The sequence below is a fragment of the Psychromonas sp. B3M02 genome, from assembly GCF_003318165.1.
Taxonomy (GTDB): domain Bacteria; phylum Pseudomonadota; class Gammaproteobacteria; order Enterobacterales; family Psychromonadaceae; genus Psychromonas.
Genome location: NZ_QOCB01000032.1, coordinates 25,391 through 52,298 on the forward strand (window position 1 = coordinate 25,391; position 26,908 = coordinate 52,298).

Annotated in this window: 22 protein-coding genes and 1 pseudogene; 8 read left to right on the forward strand and 15 right to left on the reverse strand. The window is 38.0% G+C overall.

Annotated elements, in window-relative coordinates; translation table 11 throughout:
- The first annotated feature begins 17 nt into the window (after positions 1-17).
- Entirely contained in the window at positions 18-473 is a 456-nt protein-coding gene (locus tag DS885_RS04490; protein WP_113818208.1) for a DUF2919 domain-containing protein, read from the forward strand.
- A 70-nt stretch (positions 474-543) separates the two neighbouring features.
- Here the strand turns inward: DS885_RS04490 and DS885_RS04495 are convergent, their stop codons facing one another.
- The 7 genes from DS885_RS04495 to fabB form a co-directional block, all read right to left on the reverse strand.
- The gene (locus tag DS885_RS04495; RefSeq protein WP_113818209.1) at positions 544-1,830 is read right to left on the reverse strand and encodes an NAD(P)/FAD-dependent oxidoreductase; all 1,287 of its coding nucleotides are present in this window, start codon (positions 1,828-1,830) and stop codon (positions 544-546) included.
- 265 nt (positions 1,831-2,095) lie between these two features.
- The gene (gene ycfP / locus DS885_RS04500; RefSeq protein ID WP_113818210.1) at positions 2,096-2,635 is read right to left on the reverse strand and encodes an alpha/beta hydrolase YcfP; all 540 of its coding nucleotides are present in this window, start codon (positions 2,633-2,635) and stop codon (positions 2,096-2,098) included.
- Positions 2,636-2,771: 136 nt separating this feature from the next.
- Positions 2,772-3,788, reverse strand: coding sequence for a beta-N-acetylhexosaminidase (nagZ, locus tag DS885_RS04505; RefSeq protein ID WP_113818211.1), 1,017 nt, complete (start codon positions 3,786-3,788; stop codon positions 2,772-2,774).
- 86 nt (positions 3,789-3,874) lie between these two features.
- Positions 3,875-6,466: a FimV/HubP family polar landmark protein gene (locus DS885_RS04510; RefSeq protein WP_113818212.1), complete on the reverse strand. Its 2,592-nt coding sequence runs from the start codon at positions 6,464-6,466 to the stop codon at positions 3,875-3,877.
- Positions 6,467-6,597: 131 nt separating this feature from the next.
- Positions 6,598-7,611, reverse strand: coding sequence for an aspartate-semialdehyde dehydrogenase (locus DS885_RS04515; RefSeq protein ID WP_113818213.1), 1,014 nt, complete (start codon positions 7,609-7,611; stop codon positions 6,598-6,600).
- A 9-nt stretch (positions 7,612-7,620) separates the two neighbouring features.
- Positions 7,621-8,760, reverse strand: coding sequence for a 4-phosphoerythronate dehydrogenase (locus tag DS885_RS04520; protein ID WP_113818214.1), 1,140 nt, complete (start codon positions 8,758-8,760; stop codon positions 7,621-7,623).
- Between the two features lie 170 nt (positions 8,761-8,930).
- Complete coding sequence (fabB, locus tag DS885_RS04525) at positions 8,931-10,145, reverse strand: beta-ketoacyl-ACP synthase I (RefSeq protein ID WP_113818215.1); 1,215 nt, start codon at positions 10,143-10,145, stop codon at positions 8,931-8,933.
- 113 nt (positions 10,146-10,258) lie between these two features.
- On the opposite strand from fabB, the gene mnmC reads away from it, so the two are divergent.
- The 5 genes from mnmC to oleD all read left to right on the forward strand — a co-directional run bounded on the left by mnmC (position 10,259) and on the right by oleD (position 17,138).
- Positions 10,259-12,274, forward strand: coding sequence for a bifunctional tRNA (5-methylaminomethyl-2-thiouridine)(34)-methyltransferase MnmD/FAD-dependent 5-carboxymethylaminomethyl-2-thiouridine(34) oxidoreductase MnmC (gene mnmC / locus DS885_RS04530; RefSeq protein WP_113818216.1), 2,016 nt, complete (start codon positions 10,259-10,261; stop codon positions 12,272-12,274).
- A gap of 154 nt (positions 12,275-12,428) precedes the next feature.
- On the forward strand, positions 12,429-13,478 hold the full coding sequence (locus tag DS885_RS04535) for a 3-oxoacyl-ACP synthase III (protein ID WP_113818217.1): 1,050 nt from the start codon (positions 12,429-12,431) through the stop codon (positions 13,476-13,478).
- A gap of 1 nt (position 13,479) precedes the next feature.
- A complete protein-coding gene (locus DS885_RS04540; protein ID WP_113818218.1) occupies positions 13,480-14,361 on the forward strand; it encodes an alpha/beta fold hydrolase in 882 nt (293 codons plus the stop codon).
- Positions 14,362-16,059, forward strand: a complete 1,698-nt coding sequence (oleC, locus tag DS885_RS04545) for an olefin beta-lactone synthetase (RefSeq protein ID WP_113818219.1) — start codon at positions 14,362-14,364, stop codon at positions 16,057-16,059.
- 2 nt (positions 16,060-16,061) lie between these two features.
- The gene (gene oleD, locus DS885_RS04550; RefSeq protein WP_113818220.1) at positions 16,062-17,138 is read left to right on the forward strand and encodes a 2-alkyl-3-oxoalkanoate reductase; all 1,077 of its coding nucleotides are present in this window, start codon (positions 16,062-16,064) and stop codon (positions 17,136-17,138) included.
- 250 nt (positions 17,139-17,388) lie between these two features.
- On the opposite strand, the gene DS885_RS04555 is transcribed toward oleD, so the two are convergent.
- The 4 genes from DS885_RS04555 to DS885_RS17730 form a co-directional block, all read right to left on the reverse strand.
- Positions 17,389-17,913, reverse strand: coding sequence for a M48 family metallopeptidase (locus DS885_RS04555; RefSeq protein WP_113818221.1), 525 nt, complete (start codon positions 17,911-17,913; stop codon positions 17,389-17,391).
- 779 nt (positions 17,914-18,692) lie between these two features.
- Positions 18,693-19,568: a DUF2971 domain-containing protein gene (locus DS885_RS04560; RefSeq protein ID WP_113818222.1), complete on the reverse strand. Its 876-nt coding sequence runs from the start codon at positions 19,566-19,568 to the stop codon at positions 18,693-18,695.
- 51 nt (positions 19,569-19,619) lie between these two features.
- Complete coding sequence (locus DS885_RS04565) at positions 19,620-20,663, reverse strand: acyltransferase family protein (protein WP_113818223.1); 1,044 nt, start codon at positions 20,661-20,663, stop codon at positions 19,620-19,622.
- Between the two features lie 220 nt (positions 20,664-20,883).
- On the reverse strand, positions 20,884-21,123 hold the full coding sequence (locus DS885_RS17730; RefSeq protein ID WP_309472378.1) for a transposase: 240 nt from the start codon (positions 21,121-21,123) through the stop codon (positions 20,884-20,886).
- Positions 21,124-21,604: 481 nt separating this feature from the next.
- Here DS885_RS17730 and DS885_RS04575 point away from each other — a divergent pair, with 481 nt between their 5' ends.
- Positions 21,605-22,549 carry a LysR family transcriptional regulator gene (locus DS885_RS04575; protein ID WP_113818224.1) on the forward strand — a complete coding sequence of 315 codons (945 nt, stop codon included), beginning with the start codon at positions 21,605-21,607 and terminating at the stop codon, positions 22,547-22,549.
- A 69-nt stretch (positions 22,550-22,618) separates the two neighbouring features.
- Positions 22,619-23,602 carry an isopenicillin N synthase family dioxygenase gene (locus DS885_RS04580; RefSeq protein ID WP_258546843.1) on the forward strand — a complete coding sequence of 328 codons (984 nt, stop codon included), beginning with the start codon at positions 22,619-22,621 and terminating at the stop codon, positions 23,600-23,602.
- A gap of 220 nt (positions 23,603-23,822) precedes the next feature.
- Here DS885_RS04580 and DS885_RS17735 read toward each other — a convergent pair.
- From DS885_RS17735 to DS885_RS04600, 4 genes and pseudogenes are all read right to left on the reverse strand, one after another.
- Positions 23,823-24,140: pseudogene (locus tag DS885_RS17735) on the reverse strand (hypothetical protein); the annotation flags it as partial.
- Between the two features lie 111 nt (positions 24,141-24,251).
- Positions 24,252-25,202 (reverse strand): hypothetical protein, encoded by a 951-nt coding sequence (locus DS885_RS04590; RefSeq protein ID WP_113818225.1) that lies wholly within the window; start codon positions 25,200-25,202, stop codon positions 24,252-24,254.
- A gap of 99 nt (positions 25,203-25,301) precedes the next feature.
- On the reverse strand, positions 25,302-25,736 hold the full coding sequence (locus DS885_RS04595) for a hypothetical protein (RefSeq protein WP_113818226.1): 435 nt from the start codon (positions 25,734-25,736) through the stop codon (positions 25,302-25,304).
- A 116-nt stretch (positions 25,737-25,852) separates the two neighbouring features.
- Positions 25,853-26,464 carry a hypothetical protein gene (locus tag DS885_RS04600; RefSeq protein WP_113818227.1) on the reverse strand — a complete coding sequence of 204 codons (612 nt, stop codon included), beginning with the start codon at positions 26,462-26,464 and terminating at the stop codon, positions 25,853-25,855.
- Positions 26,465-26,908 lie beyond the last annotated feature (444 nt).

Genomic DNA, 26,908 nt, shown 5'->3' on the forward strand with positions numbered 1-26,908 from the left:
ATTTAAAAGAGTTAAAAATGAAAACACGTCTATACGCCCTTAAACATTATACTGAAGCGGGCGATCTAAAAACGCCGCCACTGTTTATTTACCTACTATTTTTCTTATCTCGTACTTGGATATTACTTATCATCTCGCTGGCATCACAACAAACAGGTGATAAGTTACTGATGCTTTTTTACCCTGAACAGATGCATTTTTACACTGGGCTATTAGTAGGTTTTTTACCAGTACTGGTGTTTTTAATCTCTGGCCGTCGTCATGCACAAAAAAAATGGGCAATCACTATTTGGCCCGCTTGCTATTATTTAATGGTGATGAGTTTATTAGCGGACTTATTACTACAACTGTATTACCTGACATTGGAGCATTTTCAATACTCTGTGTCTGCATCATTACAGTTAGTGATTGTATCTTGGGCAACGATTTACGTATTTAAAAGTAAGCACTTGCGGGATAGTTTTAAACAATAATGACATATTAACAGATACAAAAATGCCTCAACAAGTGAGGCATTTTTATTAGCGAATCAACAGGTATTGATTAGTGTAATTTTAAGCGAGGACGTAATACGCGGTTAATTTTTTCTACTAAAGTCATTAAACCAGTGCGGATATAACCGTGTAGAGCAACCTGGTGCATACGATATAAAGAAACGTAAACAACCTTAGCTAAACGCCCTTCAATCATCATAGAGCCTTTCATTAAGTTCCCCATTAAGCTACCTACTGTGCTGTAGTTACTTAAAGAAACTAATGAACCATAATCAGTGTATTTGTAGTCAGTTAACTCTTTACCATTTAAAGTAGCAATGATGTTCTTACCCACTTGTGTTGCCATTTGATGCGCAGATTGAGCACGTGGTGGCACAAAACCACCATCAGGCAATGCACAACTTGCACAGTCACCAATGGCATAAATGTCGTCATCTAAAGTCGTTTGTAAGGTTTGTTTAACGATTAATTGGTTTATACGGTTCGTTTCTAAACCAGCTAACTCTTTTAAGTAATCAGGCGCTTTAATACCCGCAGCCCAAACAATCAAATCGGCTTTAATCAACTCACCTGACTTAGTAAGTAACCCCTCTTCATTAGCTTCGGTCACCATAGTATTAGTACGAACATCTACACCTAATTTCACTAACTCTTGGTGTGCAGATGCTGAAATACGTTTTGGTAGTGCAGGTAAAATACTGTCACCTGCTTCAATTAAGCTCACTCGTAAATCGGCACTTTTAATATGTGAGAAACCGTAGCTAGAAACTTGTTTAAGGGAGTTATATAACTCTGCAGACAGCTCTACACCTGTAGCACCCGCTCCAATGATAGAAACATTAACCGAATTAGTTTCTTTCACACCAAGTTGTAAATATTTATTTAACATGCGGTGATGGAACTTCTTAGCCTGTTGTGGGCTATCTAAGAAGATACAATGTTCGCCTACACCTTTGGTGTTGAAATCGTTACTTACACTACCTAAAGCCATCACTAGAATGTCATACTCTAAATGACTTTCAGGTAAGATCATGCAACCTTCTGCATCGTATAAAGGGTCGATAGTGATAGTTTTCTTAACACGATCAAGATTACGCATTGCACCCAGTTTAAAGTTGAATGAATGGTTTGTTGCATGGGCGCGGTAACTGACTGCATCAATACCATCATCTAAAGATCCTGCTGCTACTTCATGTAACAAAGGTTTCCACAGGTGGGTACTATTTTTATCAAGCAATGTAATATGTGCTTTTTTCTTACGTCCAAGCTTATTACCTAATTTTGTGGCTAACTCTAAACCGCCAGCACCACCACCAACTATTACTATCTTTTTCATAACGTCCTCATAAATTAAATTTTTTACAAAAATGATGTTTGGTATATTCAAATATCGTTTTTATGAAAAACTTGATCTAGGTTGTACTTTTAAAAAGGAAAGATTATAAAAAAATGGGCTTCAAGTCACCTTTTTTTATCCATGATTGTGAATGAAGTAAGATTGTTTAAATTTATCTGTTTAAATCCTGACGATATATAGGGGATTTCGATCAGTTTAGCTGTTTTACAGACAAAAATCTGATCGAATTAAGCAATGAATTAAGTTATTCGCCTTTAAATTTTTTAATTGTTTGAAGGTGTGCAGTGATATCAGTGAATTTATGCCCTTGAGTTTGATCAAAAATAATCGGGTAATAACTGGCTAACTCATGATTACTCACTTCGCTATCTAATACATCATCCACAGTTGATAAAATGCATAGGCAGTTCGCTGAGTTTTCACGTCTAAAATCATCCACACATTTAGTATCAATATCAAAATACTCTTCTGGCCACTCAATACGCCCCACCATGTTATCTTCAGGGTGTAAATTAGGGTTAAAGATCACTTGCTTAATGCCAGATAAAAAACCGATACGCTCACTCCAATAGCCGCCTAAGCCAACACCACAAATTAAAGGTGCATTGTCCTCGCTATTATTAATGTGGTGATTAACCTCTTTCAATATATGAGCCATATCTTGTTTAGGGTGAATAGTGCTGTAATGCACAAAGCGTACATCTGGATCAATCGATTTTAATTGCATCACTTTTTCATGATTACCTGGACTCGTTGCATCAAAGCCATGTAAATAGATGATCATTGTCGTTTCCACCTTTTCTATGAAATCTGTTACGTTGTTTTCTGTAATGTTACCTTATTTTTATCTAACTACCGTATCTAATTTAGCGTATAAAATCTGTAAATAACTGTTATGTTTGTGAAAACAAACCAGAGAATTAGTATTTTTCATTAAATTGATCTATTGATTGTTTCGCTTGTTGCCACAATTTATTTTCAATTAACGGCATAACTTGTTTCTCTTTGTTCGCCGATAACGCGTTTATTAAGGTCAAACTCTCAGTGGGTTTTACTGATAACCCATCTAAAATGGTCATAGCAGCAGCGGCATCATTACAAGCCAGAATAAAGTCACACCCTGCAGACAATGCCCCTTCCGCACGGGATAGGTGATCGCCTACAAAGCTTGCTCCGTGCATAGAAATATCATCACTGATCACGGCACCTTTAAAACCTAGCTGTTTTTTTAATACCTGTTGTAACCAATAATCAGAAAAGCCACAGGGTAAATCATCACACTCTGAATAGACCACATGTGATGGCATAATGGCATCTAATTGTTGCGCTGCAATTAACTTTTTAAACGGTAACATATCCTGTTCAAAAATAGTTTGTTTGGATCGTGAGTCTACGGGTAAAGCGATATGGGAGTCTGCTTTTACGCTGCCATGCCCAGGGAAATGTTTACCCGTTGATGCCATGCCTGCGAGTTTCATTCCATCGATGTAAGCCGATGCGATTTCAGTAACTTGCTTTTTATCATCACTAAAAGCACGCTCTCTAATGACATCTGATATACCATTGATATCTAACACTGGGGCAAAACTTAAGTCGATATCACAAGCAATTAATTCACTGGCCATCACAAAGGCACTAGCTTTCGCTAAAGATAGCGTTTCTTGTAATGAATTAGTTTTAGATAACAAATCACCACAAGCAGGTAAATGGGTAAACCCTTCACGAAAACGTTGTACGCGCCCTCCTTCATGGTCAACACCAACAATAATCGGTTGTTTGGCATAAAATCTAATTTGTTGTACTAGCTCTTTTAATTGCACCACATTATCAAAATTGCGTGTAAATAAAATAACACCTGCAACAAATGGGTGAGCTAAGTATTCTTGTTCTTCTGCTGTTAATTGATAACCGGCTACATCTAAGATGATTGGGCGCATATATTTCTTTCCAATTTAAAAAGCCAGCAAAGCTGGCTTAGGTAACACATGAAAATAACTGTTAGCTGTTATTTAAAGTAAGGTGATTAACTGATTTTATCGAACAGTTTTTTAACCTCTTTAAGTTTGTCTTCAGGTGCGTTCTCTAGTAATTCCGTTAAGATAGTTTTAGCACTCTCTTTTTCGTCAATTTCTAAGTAAGCTCTCGCTAAATCTAATTGAGCAGCAACGCCATCGGCATCGGTATCAAACTCAGCAAAGGATTCCACCACATCTGGGAACTCATCTAAACCAAAGTCTAAATCAAACTCTTCTTCAGTGAGGTCTTGCCCATCGTCATTGGTAAGCAAGGTATCAATATCAATAAATCCTTTATCATCAGATTTATCGAATTTTGGTAACTCTGCTTCCTCATTAAATGCATTACTGCTTAATTGTTTAGCTAAGGTATCAGGGTCGGTAAAATCCAGTTCATCACTGTCATCTTCAACTTGTTTTGCATGTTCAGCAGCAGCTTGGGCAATATCAGATTCAAGCTCTTCCTCAACCTCTGAACTAGTTTCTGCTAATAACTCTTCTAAATCTAACGTATCTTCAGTATCAAGCTCAGCTTCAGGCTGATCATCAATCTCTGTTTCAGTTTCAAACTCTTCATCAAGTTCTGAACTACTTTCCGCTAATAACTGTTCTAGATCTAGTGGTTGTTCATCATCAGATAACTCAAGGTCTTCAGGGTATTCACTTAACAGCTTATCAATATCAGACATTGTTTCAGCAGCAGTTTCATCCTCTGCATCGCTTTCTGTTAATAATGCATCACTGTCTAGTGGCGTTTCTGGTTCAGCTTCTGCTAGTAATTCATTCTCTGCAGCCGTTTCATCTAATAGCGCTTCAACTTCAGGAATCGCTTCAGGTTGCGATTCTTCTTCAACATCTAGGCTGGTATTGATTGCAGATTCTACTTCAGCTGACGGTTCTGGCTTTGTTTCTGTTAATAGCTCTTCAACTTCAGGAATTGCTTCAGGTTGCGATTCTTCTTCAACATCTAAGCTAGAATCTATTGCAGGTTCTACTTCAGCTGACGGTTCTGGCTTTGTTTCTGTTAATAGTTCTTCAACTTCAGGAATAGCTTCAGGTTGCGATTCTTCTTCAACATCTAAGCTAGAATCTGTTGCAGATTCTACTTCAGCTGACGGTTCTGAACTTGTCTCAGTTAACAGCTCTTCAACTTCAGGAATTGCTTCAGGTTGAGACTCTTCTTCAATAGTAAGATCATCAGTGCTCGCTTCTAATTCAGCTTCCACTTCATCTAATTTAATTGGCTCTAAAGGTGTTTGATCCACTGAATCAAAATCAAACTCATCTAGATCCACTTGCTCTTCGTCATTTGTTTCTAACTCTGCAAGTTCAGATTCCCATTGTGCCGCTAAATCCAAATCACTCTGTGATGTCTCTTCGTCTAACTCTAAATCCGATTCAGATAATTCAATAACTTCATCATCGCCATTAATAACCGCATCAATGTCGATATCAAGTTCATCTTCGATAGTTGATGCATGTTCATCTTCAATTAACTCTGTGTCAGTACTAGTTGTTAGCTCATCTTCTTCTGACACTTGCTCTTCGATAATCGTTAAATCTGCATCATCTTCCTTTGGTTCAGGCTCTTCTTCACTAACGTCAGTGGCAAATAATGAATCAAACTCATTATCTTCTTCCTCTAACAGCGCCGTTGACTCAGCAAGCTCTTGCTCTTTTAATGCTAATTCTCGTTTTGATTTAATACGTAAAATTAACAGGAATAAGGCTGTTAACAGTAAAAGCGGAGAAAGAATAGTTAACAATAACGTAGAGGCTGAGCCAGTAATAGAGCTGAGAATTTGATTTAACAAACCAGGACCACTAAAAGGTGGAGCTTCAAAAGCTTCGATCTCAGCTTTATATTGGTCAATCAATGCCTGCAACTCTATTTGTACATTGATATCTTCTTCAACTTGTTCAGATAGCGTATGTATTTGGTCACTTAAAGGCTGTAATTTTAATTTTAAACGTTGGTTAGATTCTGTTGCTTGAATTAACTGTTCATTAAGCGCCGCATACTCTTGTTCAAGTTTCAGTAACTGTTCATTAGTTGCGTTAGTTGTTTCTGGTGCAGTTTTTTGCCCTTCTTCTGCTACAGTTTCAATCTCTTCAGCCCCTGCTTCAGCTTGAGCTAGTTCTTCTACAGTTGGCTCTACCTTCTCCGGAACCACAGGTGTCGCGGGTTTTACTGCAGGCGCAGCAGGCGTGTTGGTTATTCTTAATAAACGAAAAGCTTCAGCGTTAGTTTGTTGGGAAATAACCGCTAAACTAGGTACATCAATCACCGAGGTAGCAATGATTTTGTTGATGTCGCCATTACGAAAAGCAGTTGGATTGGTTTTATAGATAGCAACTAATGTTTGATACACACTAACATTGTTATTAGGGCGTAATTTATTAGAGATCGACCATAATGTTTCGTTTGCTGTTACAGGACCATAACGAACAGGAGTTGTATTATTCGGAGCAGTCACCGACACCGATGATGGGGTAACTTGTGGCTCATCATTTGGGCCAACTAACTCAACACTTTGTGCACTGTGCGCACTGAATAATAATGGAAGACAAGAAACAACAGCAAGTAACATGCGATTCATAAACGATCCTTGTAAGGGAATTGCAAAATATTATAATTATAATAAACCAGGACAAGCAAAAGATGATCTTATAAAACAAGCGTGTAGGCTAGAATTGCGATCTAGCCCACTGTAACACTTAACCTATCTTATTATAAATAGGTGTAAGCTAATTTTTCCATTACCAATACAGCGTTGGTAGCAATGCCATAATGGACATTATCCGCTGATACCCACATATTGATGCCTGCTGCATCACAGGTATCTTTACGTAAACGACCCACGTGTACTTCAACATTACCAACAACATCATCAATCATATTGGCATATTCAGTAACTGAACCTGCTAATACAATGTTATCACTATGGTGAAGTGCATTAGCCACCTCTTCTAGCTCTACTGGATAATGTGTAACAACATGTACAGCTTGAGAACAACCATAAAACATAGGAACAACAACCTGAGTCGTTGAAACCACCATTTCTGGGTCATTTAACAAACGGCGTGTTTCAGCTGCTAAACGTAATTCAGAAAAATCAATACCATCTTCATTAAACTCGTCAATTTGTGGCACCACATTAAACGCAATTTGCTGTTTAAATTTGTGTTGCTCAATGCTTTTAGCATTCAATAAACGTGCCGTTTCGCCAGCTAAAGCGGAAACACCCTCTTTACCTATGGTAGAAGCTGATTGATAACCTGCAACAGTCACACGCTTAATACCCACTTCTTGATGAATTTGTTTAATTGCTAAGGTTAACTGAGCCGTTTCAGGGCTTGGAATAGCAATGATATTAGCGTCACTGTAACGTGCGATATCATCATCGTTAACACCCACTTGTACTAAAGGCACTTCAGGTGATTCAAGGTAGTAACCACTGATATCAATCACCACACAATGCTCTTTCGCTACAGGGATCCAAGTCGCTGCAATCTCTCTATCCGACAGGAATAAAGCGATATCAACTTGTTGCCAGTCGAATGTTTCTAACTCAACAACATCAACAGGCTTACCTGAATACATAACCGAAGTGGTATCACACTCACTGCTACTGATTGGGAAAATATTATTAATTGCGAAATCACGTTTTAATAACACTTCTAACGTTGTTTCGATGCAACCATCAATCTCACCGATTAATGCAATATTGTATTCTTTGTTCATGTTGACCTTTTATTTGTTTTTAACAGTAAAACCAATTTTCTTTAAATCGATTATTTGTGGCGAAATTTGCCACTTATCCGACATTGTCACCGTTAAGGTAGACAGTTCTCGTCTTTCTGGATAATTTTTGCGCATATTATCAAAACCGTTCACTTCATTTACTTTTTTTCTAAATAAAGCATCATCTCTGCGTACATCATATATTAAATGTACCAATGATTTTAGTAATTCTGGTGACAGTTCTGCATCAATGCTTATATCACTAATTGCTGCTTTTTCAGTGAAGTCAGTACTTTTTAAAGTAACCGGCACTTGTAGTTTTTGGCACAGTGCAATATATAACATCTCTGTACCCCGTGCTCTGCCATCTAAGCTATAACCAGCAATATGCGGTGTCGCTAATGCCACATAAGGTAAAAGTGCTTTATCAATATTAGGCTCATTTTCCCATACATCTAATACTAAACGAGGTATGTTACCTTTAATGGCAAGTGCTAATAAGGCTTTATTATCAATTACCTCACCACGACATGCATTGATCAATATTTGTTGTGAATTCAGTTTTTCAAGCACAGATTGATTGAACAAATGAAAGGTTTTATGTTCGCCAATCAGAGTTTTTGGCACATGCAGAGAAATCACATCCGCTGTTAATACCTGCTCAAAAGTACAGAACTCACGTGGATCGCCTGCCAATTGCAAAGGTGGATCGTATAAAAGACAGTTAATCCCAATCGCTGTTAAACAATCATAAACCGCTGTACCTGTATTACCAGCACCAACAATGGCAACATTTTGTGTTAATAAAGACAATTGACCTTGTTCAATCATCACTAACAAAGCGCTTAACACATAATCAGCTACGGATATTTTATTACAACCAGGCGCACTACTAAATGCAATGTTTCTCGATTGTAGGTATTCAATATCAATATGATCAGTACCAATGGTAGCTGTACCAACAAATTGGATTTGCTTATTTAACGCCAGAAGAGATTCATTCACTTTAGTGATTGAGCGAACTAATAATATATCTGCATCTTGAATCTGTTGCGCAGTTACATCGCGTCCAGAAAAGGTAATAACCTCACCAAAAGATTCAAAAAATGATCTGCCGTGTGGCATATTTTCGTCGATATAAATTTTCATCTTATTTCCACTTAACCTATTTTCTTTAACTGTATAAGCTAGTTAACTGAGATTTGACGCAGAATGATAACTTAGTTGAAGATGTAAGTAGAGTTACAAATGCAATGAGGCATTCCCTATAACCAAAAAAAAGGAGCCAAAGCTCCTTTTTTAATCTCATTAGTAAAAACTTATTCGTAACGTTTGAATACTAATGTTGCGTTTGTACCACCAAAACCAAAGCTGTTAGACATAACAGTGTTTAGTTTAGCTGGCTCAGGTTTGTTTTTAACGATAGGCAGGTTAATCGCTTTTTCATCAACTTCATCGATATTACAAGAGGCTGAGATAAAGTCATTTTCCATCATTAACATGCTGTAGATAGCTTCGTGAACACCAGCTGCACCTAGTGCGTGACCAGTTTGTGATTTTGTTGCACTGATTTTAGGTGCATTTTCACCAAATACGATGTTGATTGCTTCTAACTCTTTCACATCACCGACTGGCGTAGACGTACCGTGAGTGTTTAAGTAGTCAACTTTACCTTCAACTGTTGATAGTGCTTGTTGCATACAACGTACCGCACCTTCACCAGATGGCGCAACCATATCGTAACCGTCTGAAGTTGCACCGTAACCTACGATTTCAGCATAGATTTTAGCGCCACGAGCAAGTGCATGCTCTAACTCTTCAACGACAACCATACCGCCACCGCCAGAGATAACAAAACCGTCACGGTTTGCATCGTATGTACGAGATGCTTTTTCAGGTGTTTCGTTGTACTTGCTAGATAATGCGCCCATTGCGTCAAACTCACAGGCCATTGTCCAATCTAACTCTTCACCACCGCCAGCGAAAACGATGTCTTGCTTGCCAAGTTGGATTTGCTCAAGGGCATGACCAATACAGTGAGAACTTGTTGCACAAGCAGAACTCATTGAGTAGTTAATACCTTTGATTTTAAACGGTGTCGCAACACATGCTGAAGTCGTACTCGCCATCGTACGCGGTACCATGTAAGGACCAACACGACGAACACCTTTGTCTTTCATGATTTGACATGCGTCAACTTGGTTTTTTGAAGAACCGCCGCCAGAACCTGCGACTAAACCAGTACGAATGTTAGAAACCATCTCTTCAGGTAATTTCGCATCTTCAATCGCTTCCTGCATTGAAAGATATGTGTATGCTGCTGCATCACCCATGAAACGCATTACTTTACGGTCAATGTGCTCTGAAGGATTGATTTTTAAATCACCCCAAACTTGGCTGCGCATACCAATTTCTTTAAATTGCTCAGAAAATGTGATGCCCGACTGGCCACTTTTAAGTGATGCTAAAACTTCATCTTTATTGTTACCAATACTAGAAACAATGCCAATACCTGTAATTACTGCTCTTTTCATTATTAAGCCTTTATTGCTTGAGGGACTAATTATATGATCATCAAGTGTGAAGTGATTTATCCTAAATCAACCTGACAGTTTTAACTTATGATCTAATATACAAGGAATATAACTTGTCTCAAGACAAAAACAATATAATTAACCATGCACAACTTGACTGGTCAGATCAGTCAGAGCCATTTTCTACACAATTTGATGATATTTACTTCAATAATGATCATGGTGCCGATGAATCTGAATATGTATTCTTTGCTGGTAACGACATAGAAAAAAGATGGCAAACCTTTCATTCTGAACAGTTTTGCATCTTAGAGACAGGATTTGGGTCAGGCTTAAACTTCCTCACAACAGCGTTAAAATTTAGCCAATTTAAACAAAACAATCCTAGTTCACAGTTACAACGTTTACATTTTATTAGCTTTGAAAAATACCCTTTAGAGATAGAAGCACTACAAACAACACTTGCTAAATTTAAACAATTTTCAGGTTTATCTGAAGAGTTGATCAAACAATATCCATTACCCTTAGTGGGTTGTCACCGCCTTTCATTTAACCAAGGCGAAATACTCTTAGACCTTTGGTTCGGCGATATTAACCAGCAGATCGATAATCTTTCTGGTAGCGCATTAGGCATTGCTGACGCTTGGTATCTAGATGGATTCAACCCACATAAAAACCCTGACATGTGGCACCAAGCTTTATTTGAAAAAATGTATAAACTCAGTAAACCAACCGCCACATTAGCAACCTTTACCGCGGCAGGGTTTGTACGCCGCGCCTTAATCAACGCAGGCTTTACTATGTCAAAACGAAAAGGTTATGGCAAAAAGCGTGAAATGTTGGTGGGAGTTGTACAGGCAATCGAAGTGGAACAAGTTCCAAAAGAACCACCTCAGCAAACTGATGTGGCCATCATAGGGGGTGGCATTGCAGGATTATGCACTGCTTTGTCCCTTGCTAAACGGGGTAACAAGGTCACTGTATATTGCGCAGATGAAACACTAGGGGCAGGCGCTTCTGGCAACTTACAGGGCGCGTTGTACCCATTACTTAATCAACAACATGATGAACTTAGTCAGTTGTTCACTAATGCTTATCAATACGCATTAAATTTTTATAACGACCTTGATTCACAGGTGCCCTTTTCTCACCAGTTTAATGGATTATTACAACTTGCTTACGACCAAATTGCACATCGAAAATTAACTAATATCAACCAAGCACAGCTGCCCAATAAATTAGTAAAATGGTTAACAGAGCAACAAACAGATCAATTAGCAGGATTACCCATTGGCCAACAAAGTTTATATTACCCAGCTGCAGGCTGGTTGAGCCCAAGAGAATTAATTAACTCGTTAATCGCACTATTAACAACATACCCTAATGTACACATACATTGCGGTTGTCGTGTCGATAATGTTGAACGGCAATCATCGGATACCTCCAGTAATTGGGCATTAACAACTGTAACTACAGTTCAACACCAAACATCAACATCCAAACATCAATGCATTGTAATCGCCGCAGGTATGGACACACTTAAGTTTAGCCAATGCCGTGCAGTGCCTTTATCTGCAGCAAGAGGCCAAGTGAGCCATATTCCAAGTAAGGAAGATCTCAGTGATTTAAAGCTGACGCTATGTCATGAAGGTTACTTAACCCCCGCTATGCACGGCGAACATTGCATGGGCGCGACCTTCAAACGCCACGACGACTGTGTTGAATACCGTGAAATTGAACAGCAAGAAAACCATCAAAAACTTAAAAAATGTATTTCAGATCAAACTTGGGTAGACACTATCACTACTAATGATCAAGCACATGTCGCAACGCGGACAACAACACGTGATCACTTTCCTTATCTAGGTGAATTAACAGATTATGATCAACTTAAACAAGATTATCAGGCAGGTAAAAGTATAGATTTAACACTGCCTATTTTACCTAACGCTTATCTGATCACGGGTTTAGGCTCTAGAGGATTATGTAGTGCACCTTTGCTTGCAGAAATATTAGCCAGTAAGATTAACCAAGAAAGTTTACCGATTTCCAATAACATCTATAAAAAGATGCAGATACCACGACAATGGCTGAGTTACATGGCGAAAAATAAGCCCCTAAAAGAATAAAAAGTAAACGCTTTTGCAAAAAATCAGCGGTTATTAGATTCACAACCTTGATTGGACTTTGTTAACCGAACAATTTACGGTAATCTAGCGCTCCGGTTTGAGGGTTGATTTAAAAAGTCCTTTTTAAAAAATTAAAGAGAAAAATTACAGTTTAATGAAATATTCCCGCGTTTATATCAATAGTATGGCTTATGAATTAGCCCCTGAAGTGGTCTCAAGTTCAGAATTGGAATCTAGACTTGCACCTTTGTATCAAAAATTGCGCATCCCAACAGGACAACTTGCGGCACTAACAGGTATTGAACAAAGAAGATGGTGGCCTAAAGACCATCGTCTATCCGACGGTGCCATCGAAGCAGCTAAAAGATCATTAAACGAGACAGGTGTGAACGTCGACGATATTGGTGCTGTGGTTTACACAGGCGTATGTCGTGATCAACACGAGCCTGCTACTGCATGTCGTATTGCGGCCGAATTAGGTGTTAATAAAAGCACTGCTATTTACGATATCAGTAACGCCTGTTTAGGTGTGTTATCAGGTATTTTAGATATTGCAAACCGCATTGAACTTGGTCAAATTAAGGCTGGTTTAGTGGTGTCTTGTGAATCTGCACGGCACATTGTTGATATCACTATCGACAACATGCTTTCAAACCAAAGTATTCAAAACTTTTCTCAATCACTGGCGACATTAACCGGTGGTTCAGGCGCAGTTGCAGTTTTATTAACAGACGGCAGCTTGCCTTTACACAATCAACGTCAGCATAAATTATTAGGTGCAAGCCACTTATCTGCACCAGAACATCATGACCTGTGTAAATGGGGACTACAGGAAGTTGGTCTTAAATTACACCGTGAATTTATGCGCACCAATGCTGTGCCGCTGCTTAAAGAAGGGGTTGCGCTAGCATTAGACACCTGGAAAGACTTCTTATCACAACAACAATGGTCAGTGGACAGTGTTGATAAAGTGATTTGTCACCAAGTAGGTTCAGCGAACCAAAAACAAGTGTTAAGTGCACTTAATATTCCATCTGAAAAAGAGTATCCCACTTATCAATATTTGGGCAACATGGGCACGGTATCCTTACCTGTCACTGCGGCATTAGCCGATGAAAATGGATTTTTACAAAAAGGCGACAAAGTCAGCTTTTTAGGAATAGGCAGTGGATTGAACTGCATGATGCTTGGATTGGAGTGGTAAGATGAATTTTGATAGTTTATTCCCTTTTAGACGTAACTTTTTAAAGCTTAATGGGCAACAATACCACTACCTAAACGAAGGTAAAGGCGAACCTGTTGTGATGGTACACGGTAATCCAAGCTGGTCTTTCTACTACCGCAACTTAGTGACGGAACTTAGTCATCAATATCAATGTATCGTACCGGATCATATCGGTTGTGGTTTATCTGATAAACCATCAGACAAAGATTACGACTACACCTTAAATCAGCGTATTAATGACCTAGAGTCACTGTTAGACCACCTTGATATTAAACAAAACATCACTCTAGTGGTTCATGACTGGGGTGGTATGATTGGTATGGGCTATGCAGCGCGTTACCCTGAAAGAATTAAACGTTTAGTGGTGTTGAACACTGCTGCCTTTAATCTACCAAGCACTAAGAAATTCCCGGTGCCACTTTGGATCTGCCGGAATACTTATTTAGGTACCGCATTAGTGCGTGGCTTAAACGCTTTCTCTTCAATCGCCTCTTATGTCGGTGTGAAGCGTAAGCCAATGCCAAAAACTATCCGTGAAGCCTATGTTGCGCCATTTAACTCTTGGAAAAACCGTATCTCAACATTACGTTTTGTACAGGATATTCCATTAGTGAAAACTGACCGTAACTACAAGTTAGTTGAAAGTATCGATAACAGCTTGCAACAGTTTCAAAAAGTACCAACTGTAATCTGTTGGGGCTTACAAGACTTTGTATTTGATAAACACTTTTTAGATGTTTGGAAACAAAAAATGCCTCATGCAGATATACATGAATTTGCAGACTGTGGTCACTACATACTGGAAGATGCCAGTAATGAAGTGATTAACATTGTGCAGAAATTTATGGCGACAAACCCATAAATGGCCAACACCAAACCTTCTAAACGAAGTCTTAAAAAACAAGCTAAGGCGGCAAAAGGAAACTTATGTCGCCACTTAGTCACAGCATCACAAAAAATCCCCGATAAATTGGCCGTCAGTGTGCAACAAAACACACGCAGTGGCCTCACCTATCAAGAGATAGACTTTAAAACGTTACACCAACAAAGTGACGATATCGCCTTTGCTTTAACCGAGTTTGGTCTTAAACCCGGCACAAAAGCAGTATTAATGGTGACACCCAGCATTGCTTTCTTTAACTTAACCTTTGCATTATTCAAAGCCGGTATTGTGCCTATTTTAGTTGACCCAGGTATGGGTATTAAAAATTTAAAACAATGCTTTGAAGAGTCGCAACCGGAAGCCTTTATCGGTATCCCAAAGGCACAGCTAGCACGTTTGTTATTTGCTTGGGGTAAGCAAACCATTAAGCATGTAATTAATGTTGGCGGCCCTGCACTTGCTGGCGGCAAACAACTCACAAGTTTATTAAAAAAATATCCGCGTACTTCCCTGTTCAAAATGCAGGAACCACCATTAGATAAACTAGCGGCCATCTTATTCACCAGTGGTAGCACAGGCACTCCCAAAGGTGTGGTTTATACTCACAGAATGTTTGAAGCACAGATCCAAGTATTAAAACACGATTACCAAATAAAATCCGGTGAAATGGACTTAGCTACTTTTCCACTATTCTCATTATTTGGTCCAGCATTAGGCATGGCCTCCATTGTGCCAGATATGGATGCTAGTCAGCCCATTAAAGCTAATCCAGACTTCATCTTTGCTGCCATTGAAAAATACAAATGCACTAACCTATTTGCCAATCCAGCATTGTTAGAAGTATTAGGCAAAGCAGGACAAAGCAAACGACATAGTTTACCCAGCTTAAAACGCGTCATATCTGCAGGTGCACCCGCTTCAATTGACGCAATTAACCGTTTCAGTGAAATGCTCACAGGCAATGCAGAAGTCATTAACTCCTACGGCGCAACTGAATCATTACCGATCAGTAAAATGGGTAGTAAACAGATGCTCAAAACAGCACAAATTACTGAACAAGGTGGCGGTATTTGTGTCGGTTATGCCATTGATAACGTCGATATTAGCATTATCAAAATAGATGAAGATATTATCCAAAACTGGCATTCGGACTTAACTTTACCCGCTTTTGAAATTGGCGAGATTGTAGTAAAAGGCCCACAAGTGAGTGCAACCTATTATCGTCGTGAAAGTGCCACTGAATTAGCGAAGATTAACGATGGCGATCAGATCAGGCATCGCATGGGTGATTTAGGTTACCTTGATGACCAAGGTAAATTATGGATGTGCGGCCGTAAAGCACATCGCGTTGAATCTAATCATCTACAAAACGCTAAATCTTATTACTCCATTCCCTGTGAGCGCATCTTTAATACCCACAAAAGTATTAAACGCAGTGCATTAGTGACAATACAAAAAGATGGAAAATCAACACCAGCCGTCTGTATTGAAGTCGCTGACAACAACAAGCTTGATAACTCACGTTTATTCTTTGAGTTACAAGAGTTAGCTGAAAAACATAGCCATACTCAAGGTATTAGCCTATTTTATATTCATAAGAAGTTTCCTATGGATATTCGCCATAACGCTAAAATATTCCGTGAAAAATTAGCCGTTTGGGCACAACAACAGAGTTAACTATGCAGATACCCAACCTGAATTTTTCTGAACTTTTAATAGAACAACAAGCTGTGCTAACGCGTTTAACGACACAGGTAAACTGTGTGTTTGTGACTGGTGCAGGCGGGTTCTTAGGTACTGCTTTATGTCGTTTTTTACGTGCGGTCGATATTAAAGTGGTTGGCTTTGCCCGTGGTAACTACCCTCACCTCAAAGAGTTAGGTGTCACCTTGATCAAAGGTGACCTTCAAGATAAACAAGCTGTCATCGATGCAATGCAAGGTTGCGATATGGTATTTCATGTGGCCTCTAAAGCCGGTGTTTGGGGAGATAAAGAGAGTTACTTCAAGCCCAACGTAGTCGGCACTGAAAACATCATTGCAGCTTGTCATCAGCACAAGATTAACAAGTTTATTTACACCAGCACACCCAGTGTGACTTTTGCAGGTGAAGATGAAGACTATATCGATGAATCTCAGCCCTACGCCAAACAATTCTTAAACTTTTATGGGCTATCAAAAGCCGTTGCAGAGCAAAAAGTTTTAGAGGCTAACAGTGAAACACTTAAAACCGTCGCTTTACGTCCTCACCTTATTTGGGGTCCAGGCGATCCACATCTTATACCGCGTGTAATAGAGCGAGCAAAAGCCGGTAAACTAAAGCTGGTAGGTAAAAAAGATAAGCTAGTGGACACCACTTATATCGACAATGCCGTGTATGCTCACCTGATTGCGGCGGTCACACTCAGTGAAGACAACTCCGCGTGTGCTGGGAAAGCCTACTTCATTAGTAATGATCAACCTATCCTAATGGCTGATATGCTCAATAACATCTTAGCTGTAGCTGGCTTAAATAAAGTCAGCGCGCGTGTACCAAGTGGTCTGGCATACTTTGTTGGCACCCTATTAGAGTGGTGGTATTTAAAAACAGGCAAACAAGATGAGCCAATCATGACCCGCTTTGTCGCTAAACAGTTATCCACCAGCCATTACTTTAACCTAGACGCCGCAAAACAAGACTTTAATTACCAAGCCCTAGTCTCAATGGAACAAGGCATGAAGCAGTTACAAAATGATTTAAGAAACACTGAGGAATGAGGTGAGGGATATAAGATACGAGATATGAGGTATGAGATTCGAGAAATCTACCCCCTAACATCTAGCACCTTTCTCCTTGCACCTTGCTCCTTGCTCCTTGCACCTTGAACCTCGAATCTAGTATCTAGCATCTATCATCTATCATCTAGTCCCTTGCTCCTTGAACCTCGAATCTAGCATCTAGCCCCTCGAATCTAGCATCTATCATCTAGCCCCTTGCTCCTTGTCCCTTGCCCCTCAAACCTCAAATCTAATAAATCCCACCTTTAAATTCTAACTGCGTTAAATACAAACGCATCTCAAACTCTAACTGATGATAATCAGGCAGCATATGCTCACACAGTTGGTAAAAGGCTTTATCGTGATTTTTTTCACGTATATGCGCCAACTCATGCACGACAATCATCTCCAAAAACGGCTCTGGTGCTACCTTAAACATTTCACTAATGCGAATTTCGTTTTTACTCTTTAACTTACTGCCCTGCACTCTCGACACAAAGGTATGTAAACCCAACGCATTATTCACCACATGAATCTTCTTATCGTAAGTAATTTTGCTCAACGGTGAAGACTTACGTAAATAGCGGTTTTTAATATCCATTACATAATCACGTAATAATTTATCGTTATTAATCGAGTGTTGTTCAGGATACTTTTTAAGTAAAAAGTCCCCTAACTTATTCTGATCCAATAAGGTTTGAATTTGCGTCTGTACTTGTGGTGAATAAGCAGACAGGTACTTAAGTTGGTTACTGTTGTTGTGAGGCTTGGACATAATAGGTTCTTGAATAAAAATGAGTAAAGATTATAGTCTATCTGCTTTTGAAATATTTAAAATTATTTAGCTTCATAGATGACTTACTTTCATAACAATTCATGACAAAAAAATACTCTGCTATGCCTTAAAAATGACAATCAGCTTTTAATAGCTTTGCATAATACGACCTGCCAAATACGGCGTAATGATAGAAGTTGGCATACAAGCAGGATTAATTACCACACAATACATTAATATTAATGCAAAAGATGCTTAGCGCAGTATTAGATTATATTGAACAATCTAATTTTAATATCCTAAACATACTTAAGGATTATGATGCCTTTTATTTCATAGCATTCCTTTATCCAACTAAACCTGACTTTAAAGAGAGTGAAATCAGTAGCGCCTAATCGCCTACCTTATTTAAATAAATAGACTGCAATCTAGAAGAGTATATATTGAAATACAGCGGGAATAATTTCTATTAAAATCAACCGAAATGAATTTACGTTGGCAAGTAAATCAGCTTTTCTTCTTTACTTTAAAAGAGTGCTATCGTGTTTATCTCTAAACGAATAATAACTATTTGATCACAACCGATCACCGCATTGAAGGTTGTTTTTTGTAGAATTAGGCAGATTGCAAAAAGAGCGAAATACGCTCTTTTGGGAGAAGTTGTACAGCCTCAACGCCGCAAACACTGGTGCTGTTTTTGCTGGCTTTTTATTTTTAGCAAAAACCGCGACAACCGTAATGCGTGATCTTCACCCGCAAAAGTGGACACCGTCCACTTGTTATATCTTTGCTAAGCCTTTTTCTTGCAATTGTTCTAAAGCACCAAAAAAGCTCGTCACACGCTCTGTTCTTAATGTTGAGCTAGTAACAACATTTATTCCTTTACTCTCACAAAGTTGCTTTATTGAATCAGAAAACCAAACATCCGCTTTAGGAGATATTACAACTTTATCAATTAACTCAGGTAGAGAGGTAATTGTTAATTCTATTCCATTTGCTTCGTTTTTTACTGCTGAGTTCAAATTTAAGCAAGGATCATAAGCTATCAAACGAGCTTCTTTTTCAAAACTGAATGGTAAAGATTTAGCTAAAAATGGCTCGATAGCCCCACAATTCAACGTTGCACTTTTATGGTTAATATACTTAACATCTTCTAATTCAATTTTATTTATATTACCTTGAATATTGTTAACTTGACTGAGAAGTTTTTCCTCAGTGGTAAATATACAAACTGAATTGTTGTCACCACCATAAAGTGACCACATAGCCGAACATTCATGCAAAGATTTGTGCCAGCAACTTACGTAAATCCACTCTCTACATCGAGGAAATACTTTATCTATATCATTTCTTTGGTACTCGCCAAAAGGAGTTTTAAATGTTCTCTGTTCGATCTCTTCACTTACTTTTTTAGCCATTTCAAGACGACTTACCCGATCCTCTTTTGTTTCATTGACCCGAGGAGCAAAGCCATTCATTGCAACATCTAAATGTGCACCATCATTTGAGGATGACAAATAATCATTGGCTGTAAGCCCCCCCTCTAAATGATCATCGAAAATCGACATTTTAGGCAAGAACAATGAGCTTTTTTGTAATAAGAATAGAAACTTTGGCAGATCCATATACCTTTGCAAGATAACATCAGATTTCATACTATTCCTTTAGTTAAACTTTGTAGCTACAACTGGCTTATAACGCCAAAATCAGCGATTGCTAAAAAGCGTCAGCTTTTTGGCAATCCGCTGCATTTTCTTGTTATGTTTGTAGCTATGGCGTATATATTTTAAAGATGGTTTTTCTATGAATTTAGATATAATTGTTGCTAAAACAATACACAAAATAACAGAAACCAATATTCCAATTAATGGATTAAACTGCATTGCATAAAACTTATTAATAATAACGTAGCCAATATTTTGATGAATAAGGTACAGGGAATAAGATATACTACCCATAAAAACGAACGGTTTAAATTGCAAAAATCTCATGCGCCCTGACAAAGCCAGATAAAATACAATATAAAAAACAGCAAACACCAAGAAATGCTTGAAAGAATATATCGCAGAAGTCGATAGCAAAGAAAAAAGCAAGATAAAAATATTTCTTTTAAAATCATTGCCCTGATTTGTTATTTTGTAAAAACAAATTCCAGCGACAAAAAATGGAAGATATTTCATAATAAAAATTTTATATATAGGTGTGGGGATATCTATAACGCCTATTGAATGCAAAATAGAAAAACCAATTATAAAAGAAAATAGTATCTCAGCTTTATCAAGGCTAGATCTAAGATAGAATACAAACATCCAAAAATAGAATGTCAACTCAACTGTAAGAGTCCAATAAACTCCATCCGCATGCGGTATTTTTAAGTATTCTTGAAACATTAGAATATTTATTAATGCATCACGTAAAGATACTTCCCTTCCTGGGAGGCCATAAAACGAAACAATTAAAAATGTAATTAATAGTGCGCACCAATAAGCAGGATAAAGCCTAGAAAATCTAGATACAATAAAATCTAAAGGCTTATCTGCTCTATTTAGAGTCCAAAAAATAACAAAACCACTGACCATAAAAAATAACTCGACGCCAAGTTTTCCGACAAGAGACCAATCTACGATCAAACTTTCGTGACCATATATGCCGTTGTAACGATAAAAATAATGGAAGCAAACCACTGCTAATGCAGCGATTCCTCTAAGAGCATCCAGCTCTAATAATCTTTGCCCTCTTTGACCTTTCATACTACCTCATACTTAATTTAATTCATCAAAAACATAACGAGGCTGTAGAATTTCTCATTCTCAGCCCGAATTTTAATTATAAAAGCACAGTATTTTATATTTACTTGAGATTCAAATAGATTATTCACTTTTCAATAAATGATTGATTAAATTGAGTTGTAAGAGTGTTTATGAGGTTAATTAGGTTGGATTATTGCGAATTAAGGGCTTAGCCCTTGGATTAATGTAAACTATTCCTTAACTTCTCTATATTATGAACGAGACAGTACATTTTCCATTGTGTATTCACTTTATCTTGGCCGCGCAGCGTAAATTTATTCATCCCTTTATTCACTGTAATATTACCGAACACAGGCTCAATAGCACCGAGTCGTTTGCTGTATTCTCGCCTGCCTGGACTGCTATCTATTTTGACTCGCATTTTATCAGTATACGAGATGGGTTTTGCAGATACATTTATTTCAAACTGAACCTGCCGACCTTGTTTTTGTGGGTTTCTTTGTCATGCATTGAGTTTACAGCGGGCAAACACGGTAATCTTTTAAATACCCTGAGTAGCGTACATAATGTCGACCTGCTGTTTCGACATTTTTAACACTTAGCCACATTTCTTTACCTGCAGGGCAATGACTCGTTTGCTTCTTTGATACGTTTCACTTTGATTAAATAACGCGTACACGCGAACATCCACTAATTCTCGAAAGTAGGCGCAAACCAATGATTTTTCAAAATCATATATAAACCTATATGCAAAATGATTTTTCAAAAAACAATAAATTCATGGTGTTAATTAACTTATTTTTCTCCAACCTTCGCTATTTTTTATAAATATTTTGCATATACTTAATCGTTGTTATGTCTTATAACTAACGATTAGGCTTTGCCATAACCATAACGTTTATACACTGTACTTTGCAGCTATTAAATTTAAGGGAACTCACTTGAAACCTCGAAGACGCTATCACGCCCCTGTCATTTATTATTTTGAAGCTGTATACCGATTAGGCTCTATTAGAGAGGCTGCTCGTTCACTCCATATTGCATCGTCTGCCGTGAGCAGGCAAATTCAAAATCTTGAAAGTGATTTAGGTGTTCAATTATTTGAACGCTTACCAAAAGGGTTAATATTAACCGCTGCAGGGGAAAGCTTTGCACAACATGTTCGTATTGTACTTCAGGACACAGAACGCGTGTTTTCTGAATTAGAAGCACTACAAGGATTGCAACGAGGACATATTGAAATTATTAGTGTTGAAGGGCCAACCGTTGACTTGTTACCTGAGTTAATACAGAGGTTTAAATTACGTTATCCTAATGTAAGTGTAGGGATTAGTGTCTCAGGTTCAAAGTCTATCCCTAATGAAATAATTGAAGGTCGTGCAGACATAGGGTTAGTATTTGATTTACAGCGGAATAAAGAACTACAACAGGTGCAAGTAGGTAATTTTAAGTTTGGTGCAGTGGTTGCGCCCGACCATCCATTGTCAGAAAAAAATGCTCTTAGTTATGAAGACTGTTTACCTTTTCCACTCATTCTCAGTAAATCTCAACTTTCTATACATCAGCAGTTATTGACCTTGAAAGAACGGGTTAGCACCAAAAGTTCTATTATTGAATCTAGCTCTGTTCAGTTATCTCGTAAGTTCGCTTTAAAAGGGATGGGTATCGCTTTTCAGACTAGAATTGGTATTGAAGAGGATATTCTTGAAGGACGTTTAAAACATATCCCTATAAACAATCCATCGACTATTTTTTCTGAACTTGGCTTATATGTTAGAGCTCATCGCTCATTACCTGTTGCGGTTGACTTCTTAGTAAGGGAAATTAGCCATGCCATCGAACAACTAACACTTGAAGATTCCGCTGCCAATCTGGCATCAGGGTGACCTAAATATAGCGATATTCAGAGCGATTTCACCTTGCTATTGTATTTATACATTTGTGGAGGATATAAAATGATGGTCACTGAAAACAAGAAAACAGAAGCGTTAGCAACTTCTTTACCGATAATAGACATTACAGGTTATTCAACTGCTACGCCTGAATTAGAAAAAGAATTATGCAGTAAAATTAGGGAAGCTTGTTCCGATAAAGGATTTTTCTATATTGTTGGTCATGGTATTGATCAGTCTTTGATATCAGAGTTATTAGCGCAAATGCAACTCTTTTTCGGCCTGCCTGAAAATCAAAAACGGGCAATTGATAAATCATTATCTCCTAACGATCGTGGTTATGAGGCTATAAAAAATCAAACACTTGAAGGAGGAACGCCCCCAGATCTAAAAGAAGGATTTTACCTAGGTGCAGAGTATGCTGATGACCATCCAATGGTGCAAGCAGGACGATTTGGTTATGGTAAAAATCAATGGCCGAGCAACTCCGAGTGTTTTCAAAAAGCATCAAATCAATATATTAATGAAATGACTGAATTAGCCACAAGTTTAATGTCCCTGTTGGCTTTATCTCTCAATTTACCAAAGAATTACTTTGCAGCCTTCAACCATGAACCCGCTGTTACACTTCGAATGTTACATTACCCTCCGCAACCAGAAAATCCTTTGCCAAATGAAAAAGGGTGTGGTGCTCATACTGATTTCGGAGGATTAACATTATTACTGCAAGATAATAATGGCGGCCTCCAAGTATGGGATCGAAAACAGGAATATTGGATAGATGCAAAACCTGTTAAAGGAAGTTTTATTGTCAATTTAGGGGATATGATTTCAAGCTGGACCAATGATAAGTATCAATCGACTCTACACCGAGTGATTAATAAAAGTGGGAAAGAAAGATATTCCATGCCTTTTTTCTTTACTGGTAACCCAGAGCATATTGTTTCTTGCATACCAACTTGTTTAGCCCCTAATGAATCACCCAAATACCCTCCCATTAGTGTTGAACAGCATATGCGTAATATGTACAAAAAAACCTATGTTTGATAATAAATATTGATAAATCAAAGAAGCAAAATGATATCAAACGGTTGGTTAATAATCATGGAACTTAGGTTAGAGGAGTGAGAACTGAAACATTCACTCCTCATTTAATAGACTATGTTAAAGACTTTAGAATCAGTCGCTTCAAAACAGTACCAGCCTTCAGTCATAGAATTGCAGAAGCAGAAAGGCGAATGGGTGGAAAACTTTCCACAATGAAGACACTCATTTTTGCTCGCACTGGATTCAAATCAACACAAGCCATGCAAGTTAATAGCGTATCTTCGTCTGATAGTGCTTGAGATTTAAATCGACCTTCCCACTAATTTGCAGGGAACAAATTAGAACAGCTTTACGCGCAATGAATTCGTTTAAACAACGCATAAACCATGAAATATCCGCTAATACAGAGAAACTAGGTAAATGATTTTCCCGTCTATTTATCTTCTCCACACAGATAAGCTCGACGAACACAGCGGGAAATACAATGGTAATAAGGGGTATCAGATAACGATATCTGAGATTGGTGTGACTGCGTCATAACAATGACCTCTTAACATGTAAAACTACATCACTAAAAAATTAGAAGAGTAATTGTGATTCTTCAAAATTAATGGGTGTACTCGACTTTTGCTTAAATTGTTTGTTATACCTATTTTCCCACGTAATATTCGTCTATTTCACGAGCGATATTTTGAAAGCTTTTATGGCTCTTTTGCAGATAGAACAAGAATATTTGTGCATCTGCCTCTGAAAAGTCATTAACATTCGAACTAGTCAGGTAAGCTTTCAATCGTTTAATACCGTGAAAGTACTCATCAAGTTCGTACTGATTGTGGTCAGGTAACTCATTCCTTTCGAGCAATGCACTCTGGAAGTTATTGTATGCCTCTTCGATTGACTCAAGCATACTAAGACCAAATGAAACATTTGAATTGGATGGTGAGTATATTGCTTGTCCTACCTTTTCAAACATATACCCCATTGTTGAATGAAGAATATCTGTTAGAGGTTTTTCCATAAATTTAGCCCTATTCTGCTCGTCAATTTCTCGAAGCTTGTCGCTGATTAATGCATACGCATTATTAATACCGGTAAGCTGTGTTTCTACTATTTTCTTGAAATCAACGTCGATGAACTCACTCTCACCCTCGTCGTAAAAACGAGCTAAAGTAAAGCCCCCCTTACTCATTGAAATCCGAGAAATGTGATTAAAGTAAGTAGTTTTCTTAACTCTATTCTTTGTTGGATGGCCTATTGAGGCATTTCTAACTGCTCTGATGCTTTTAAGTTCATCAGACAATTCATATGACACTTCAAATGCTTCAGACAAATGATTCATCGCATCCTGCTGAATAAATAACGCCTGCAAAAGTCCATAGGTATAGATATAAGTCAATCCTGCTTCAGTAGGAAAATCAGATATAAAATAGCTTTTTAACGCTAACCCTGTATCACCTAGAGTGTCCAAAGAACTACAGATTTGACTCCAGTTATCTAGCACTGAGATCAAAACCTTTTGATATCTATGGGTATTTATGTGTTCTCGTACTTCACTTTCGATGTCAAAGAACTTAATTAAGCTCAATTCAATTTTGTTCATCTATCGCAAGTCCTGTCAATAGGTATAACGCCGCAATAAACTGCGCTAGGCTTGGCGACAGTTTTGTTGTTTTTATTTTTGCAAAATGACGACAAGTCGTTAAGCGACAGTGATCAGTATTATAAGTTTTTTTTCTAAAGCTAGGGCCAATTTATCTGCTTCCTTAGCATTATCCATAAGATCTAATCTCTCAGAATTACCTCGGTTTGCTCTGTTACGATCTGCAATATTAAAACAAACTTGGAAGTACGAATATATTTCAGCAGCAATCTTTTTTTCAAAATAGAATACTGCATTCTTTGCTGGATAATAGAATTTAGCTACTTCAGATATATCAGCACGATCCCAATTTTGGGTCATATGACCTTTCAGGGAAAAGAATGAATCATAAATTTCTTTCTTATGCTGATGAAGAGTCAGTTCGTTAGCTTTATGCGCTTCAGACCAAGCCCACCTTGCGTACAATGCGGACAATGAAGCAACTAAAATAGCTGCAAAGGATAACAAATCTGTAATTGAAGGGCCGATTTCCAAAATATCTCCTGCTATTTAACGCCCGCAGAAGCTGCGGAACATGTTGAACGCTTTTTTGCGTTATTTGCTTTAAGCAAAAAATCGGACAATGTGTGACGTCAGATTTAATGCGCTTGTTAGGTACTTATAGTTCTCCTGTACCACCATAACTTTAACTCTGATTCTGATTCTGATTCTGAACCAAAGTTTGTAAGTACATGAATGACTCCATAATCATCAGGAAGATAAACACGATGTTGACTCAATAATTTTTCTATTCTGTCTATATACTCGGGAACTCTCTTGTGGAATGCTGTTGCACTTTTATTCACTTTACTAAATGGGTTCTTAATATGAAGCATGTCACCACATGAATCATAAGCAACTTGAAATTGTTTTAAAGTCAGAAAACCAGAGTTGACGTCATTCCATGAACCATCAAAATACCCTTTTGTTGGAATAGGGTAAAATCTAGGATTTATATTTTCGATCTTTTTTACAATGCGTTTAGCATGCCAGTCTTTGCCAATATCCTCCCGAATAGCCCTATATTGCTCCTTGTGGCAAACTAAAGATGAATAAGCTATTAATTCTAGCAATTTTCTCAATTGCAAGGCTTCAGTTTCAATCTGAGCTTTTAAATAAATCACGTCAGCTTCGCCAGAAATCAAAGCCTTAAGAACTTCTAATCTTTTTTCAATTTCCCACATTAAGCTAAGATATTTTTTTCTAGCGCGCGATGTGTCCATGAGCCTCCGTATGCCTAACGAGGCTGTAGAATAACTCCAACAGCCAAAATTAATAAAAAATAGAGCTCCTATAACGAATTCTAAGCGTTTTTCTCACCCTAGGTAATGCATTTGAAACCCATAAAGTCGACTATTTTTCTTATAAAAGAGTTATTCTACGGTCTCAACGCCGCGTTAAGCGGACTAAAATTATTGGTTAAAATGTGGAGCGAAGCGGAACCTAACCAACTGTTTTAGTTGATCTTCACCCGCAAAAGTGGACACCTTCCACTTGTTATACCTATTTTCGATATAAATTGATATCTGAGCGAAGTTTTAAAGTAGCTTCTCTAGCTTTGCTGGCAAAATCATCTCCATCACTAGCATAGATAACGCCTCTAGATGAACTAATAATTAAGCCAGTTCCATTTTCGGTTTTTCCCGCTTTAACTAAAGGTTCAATAT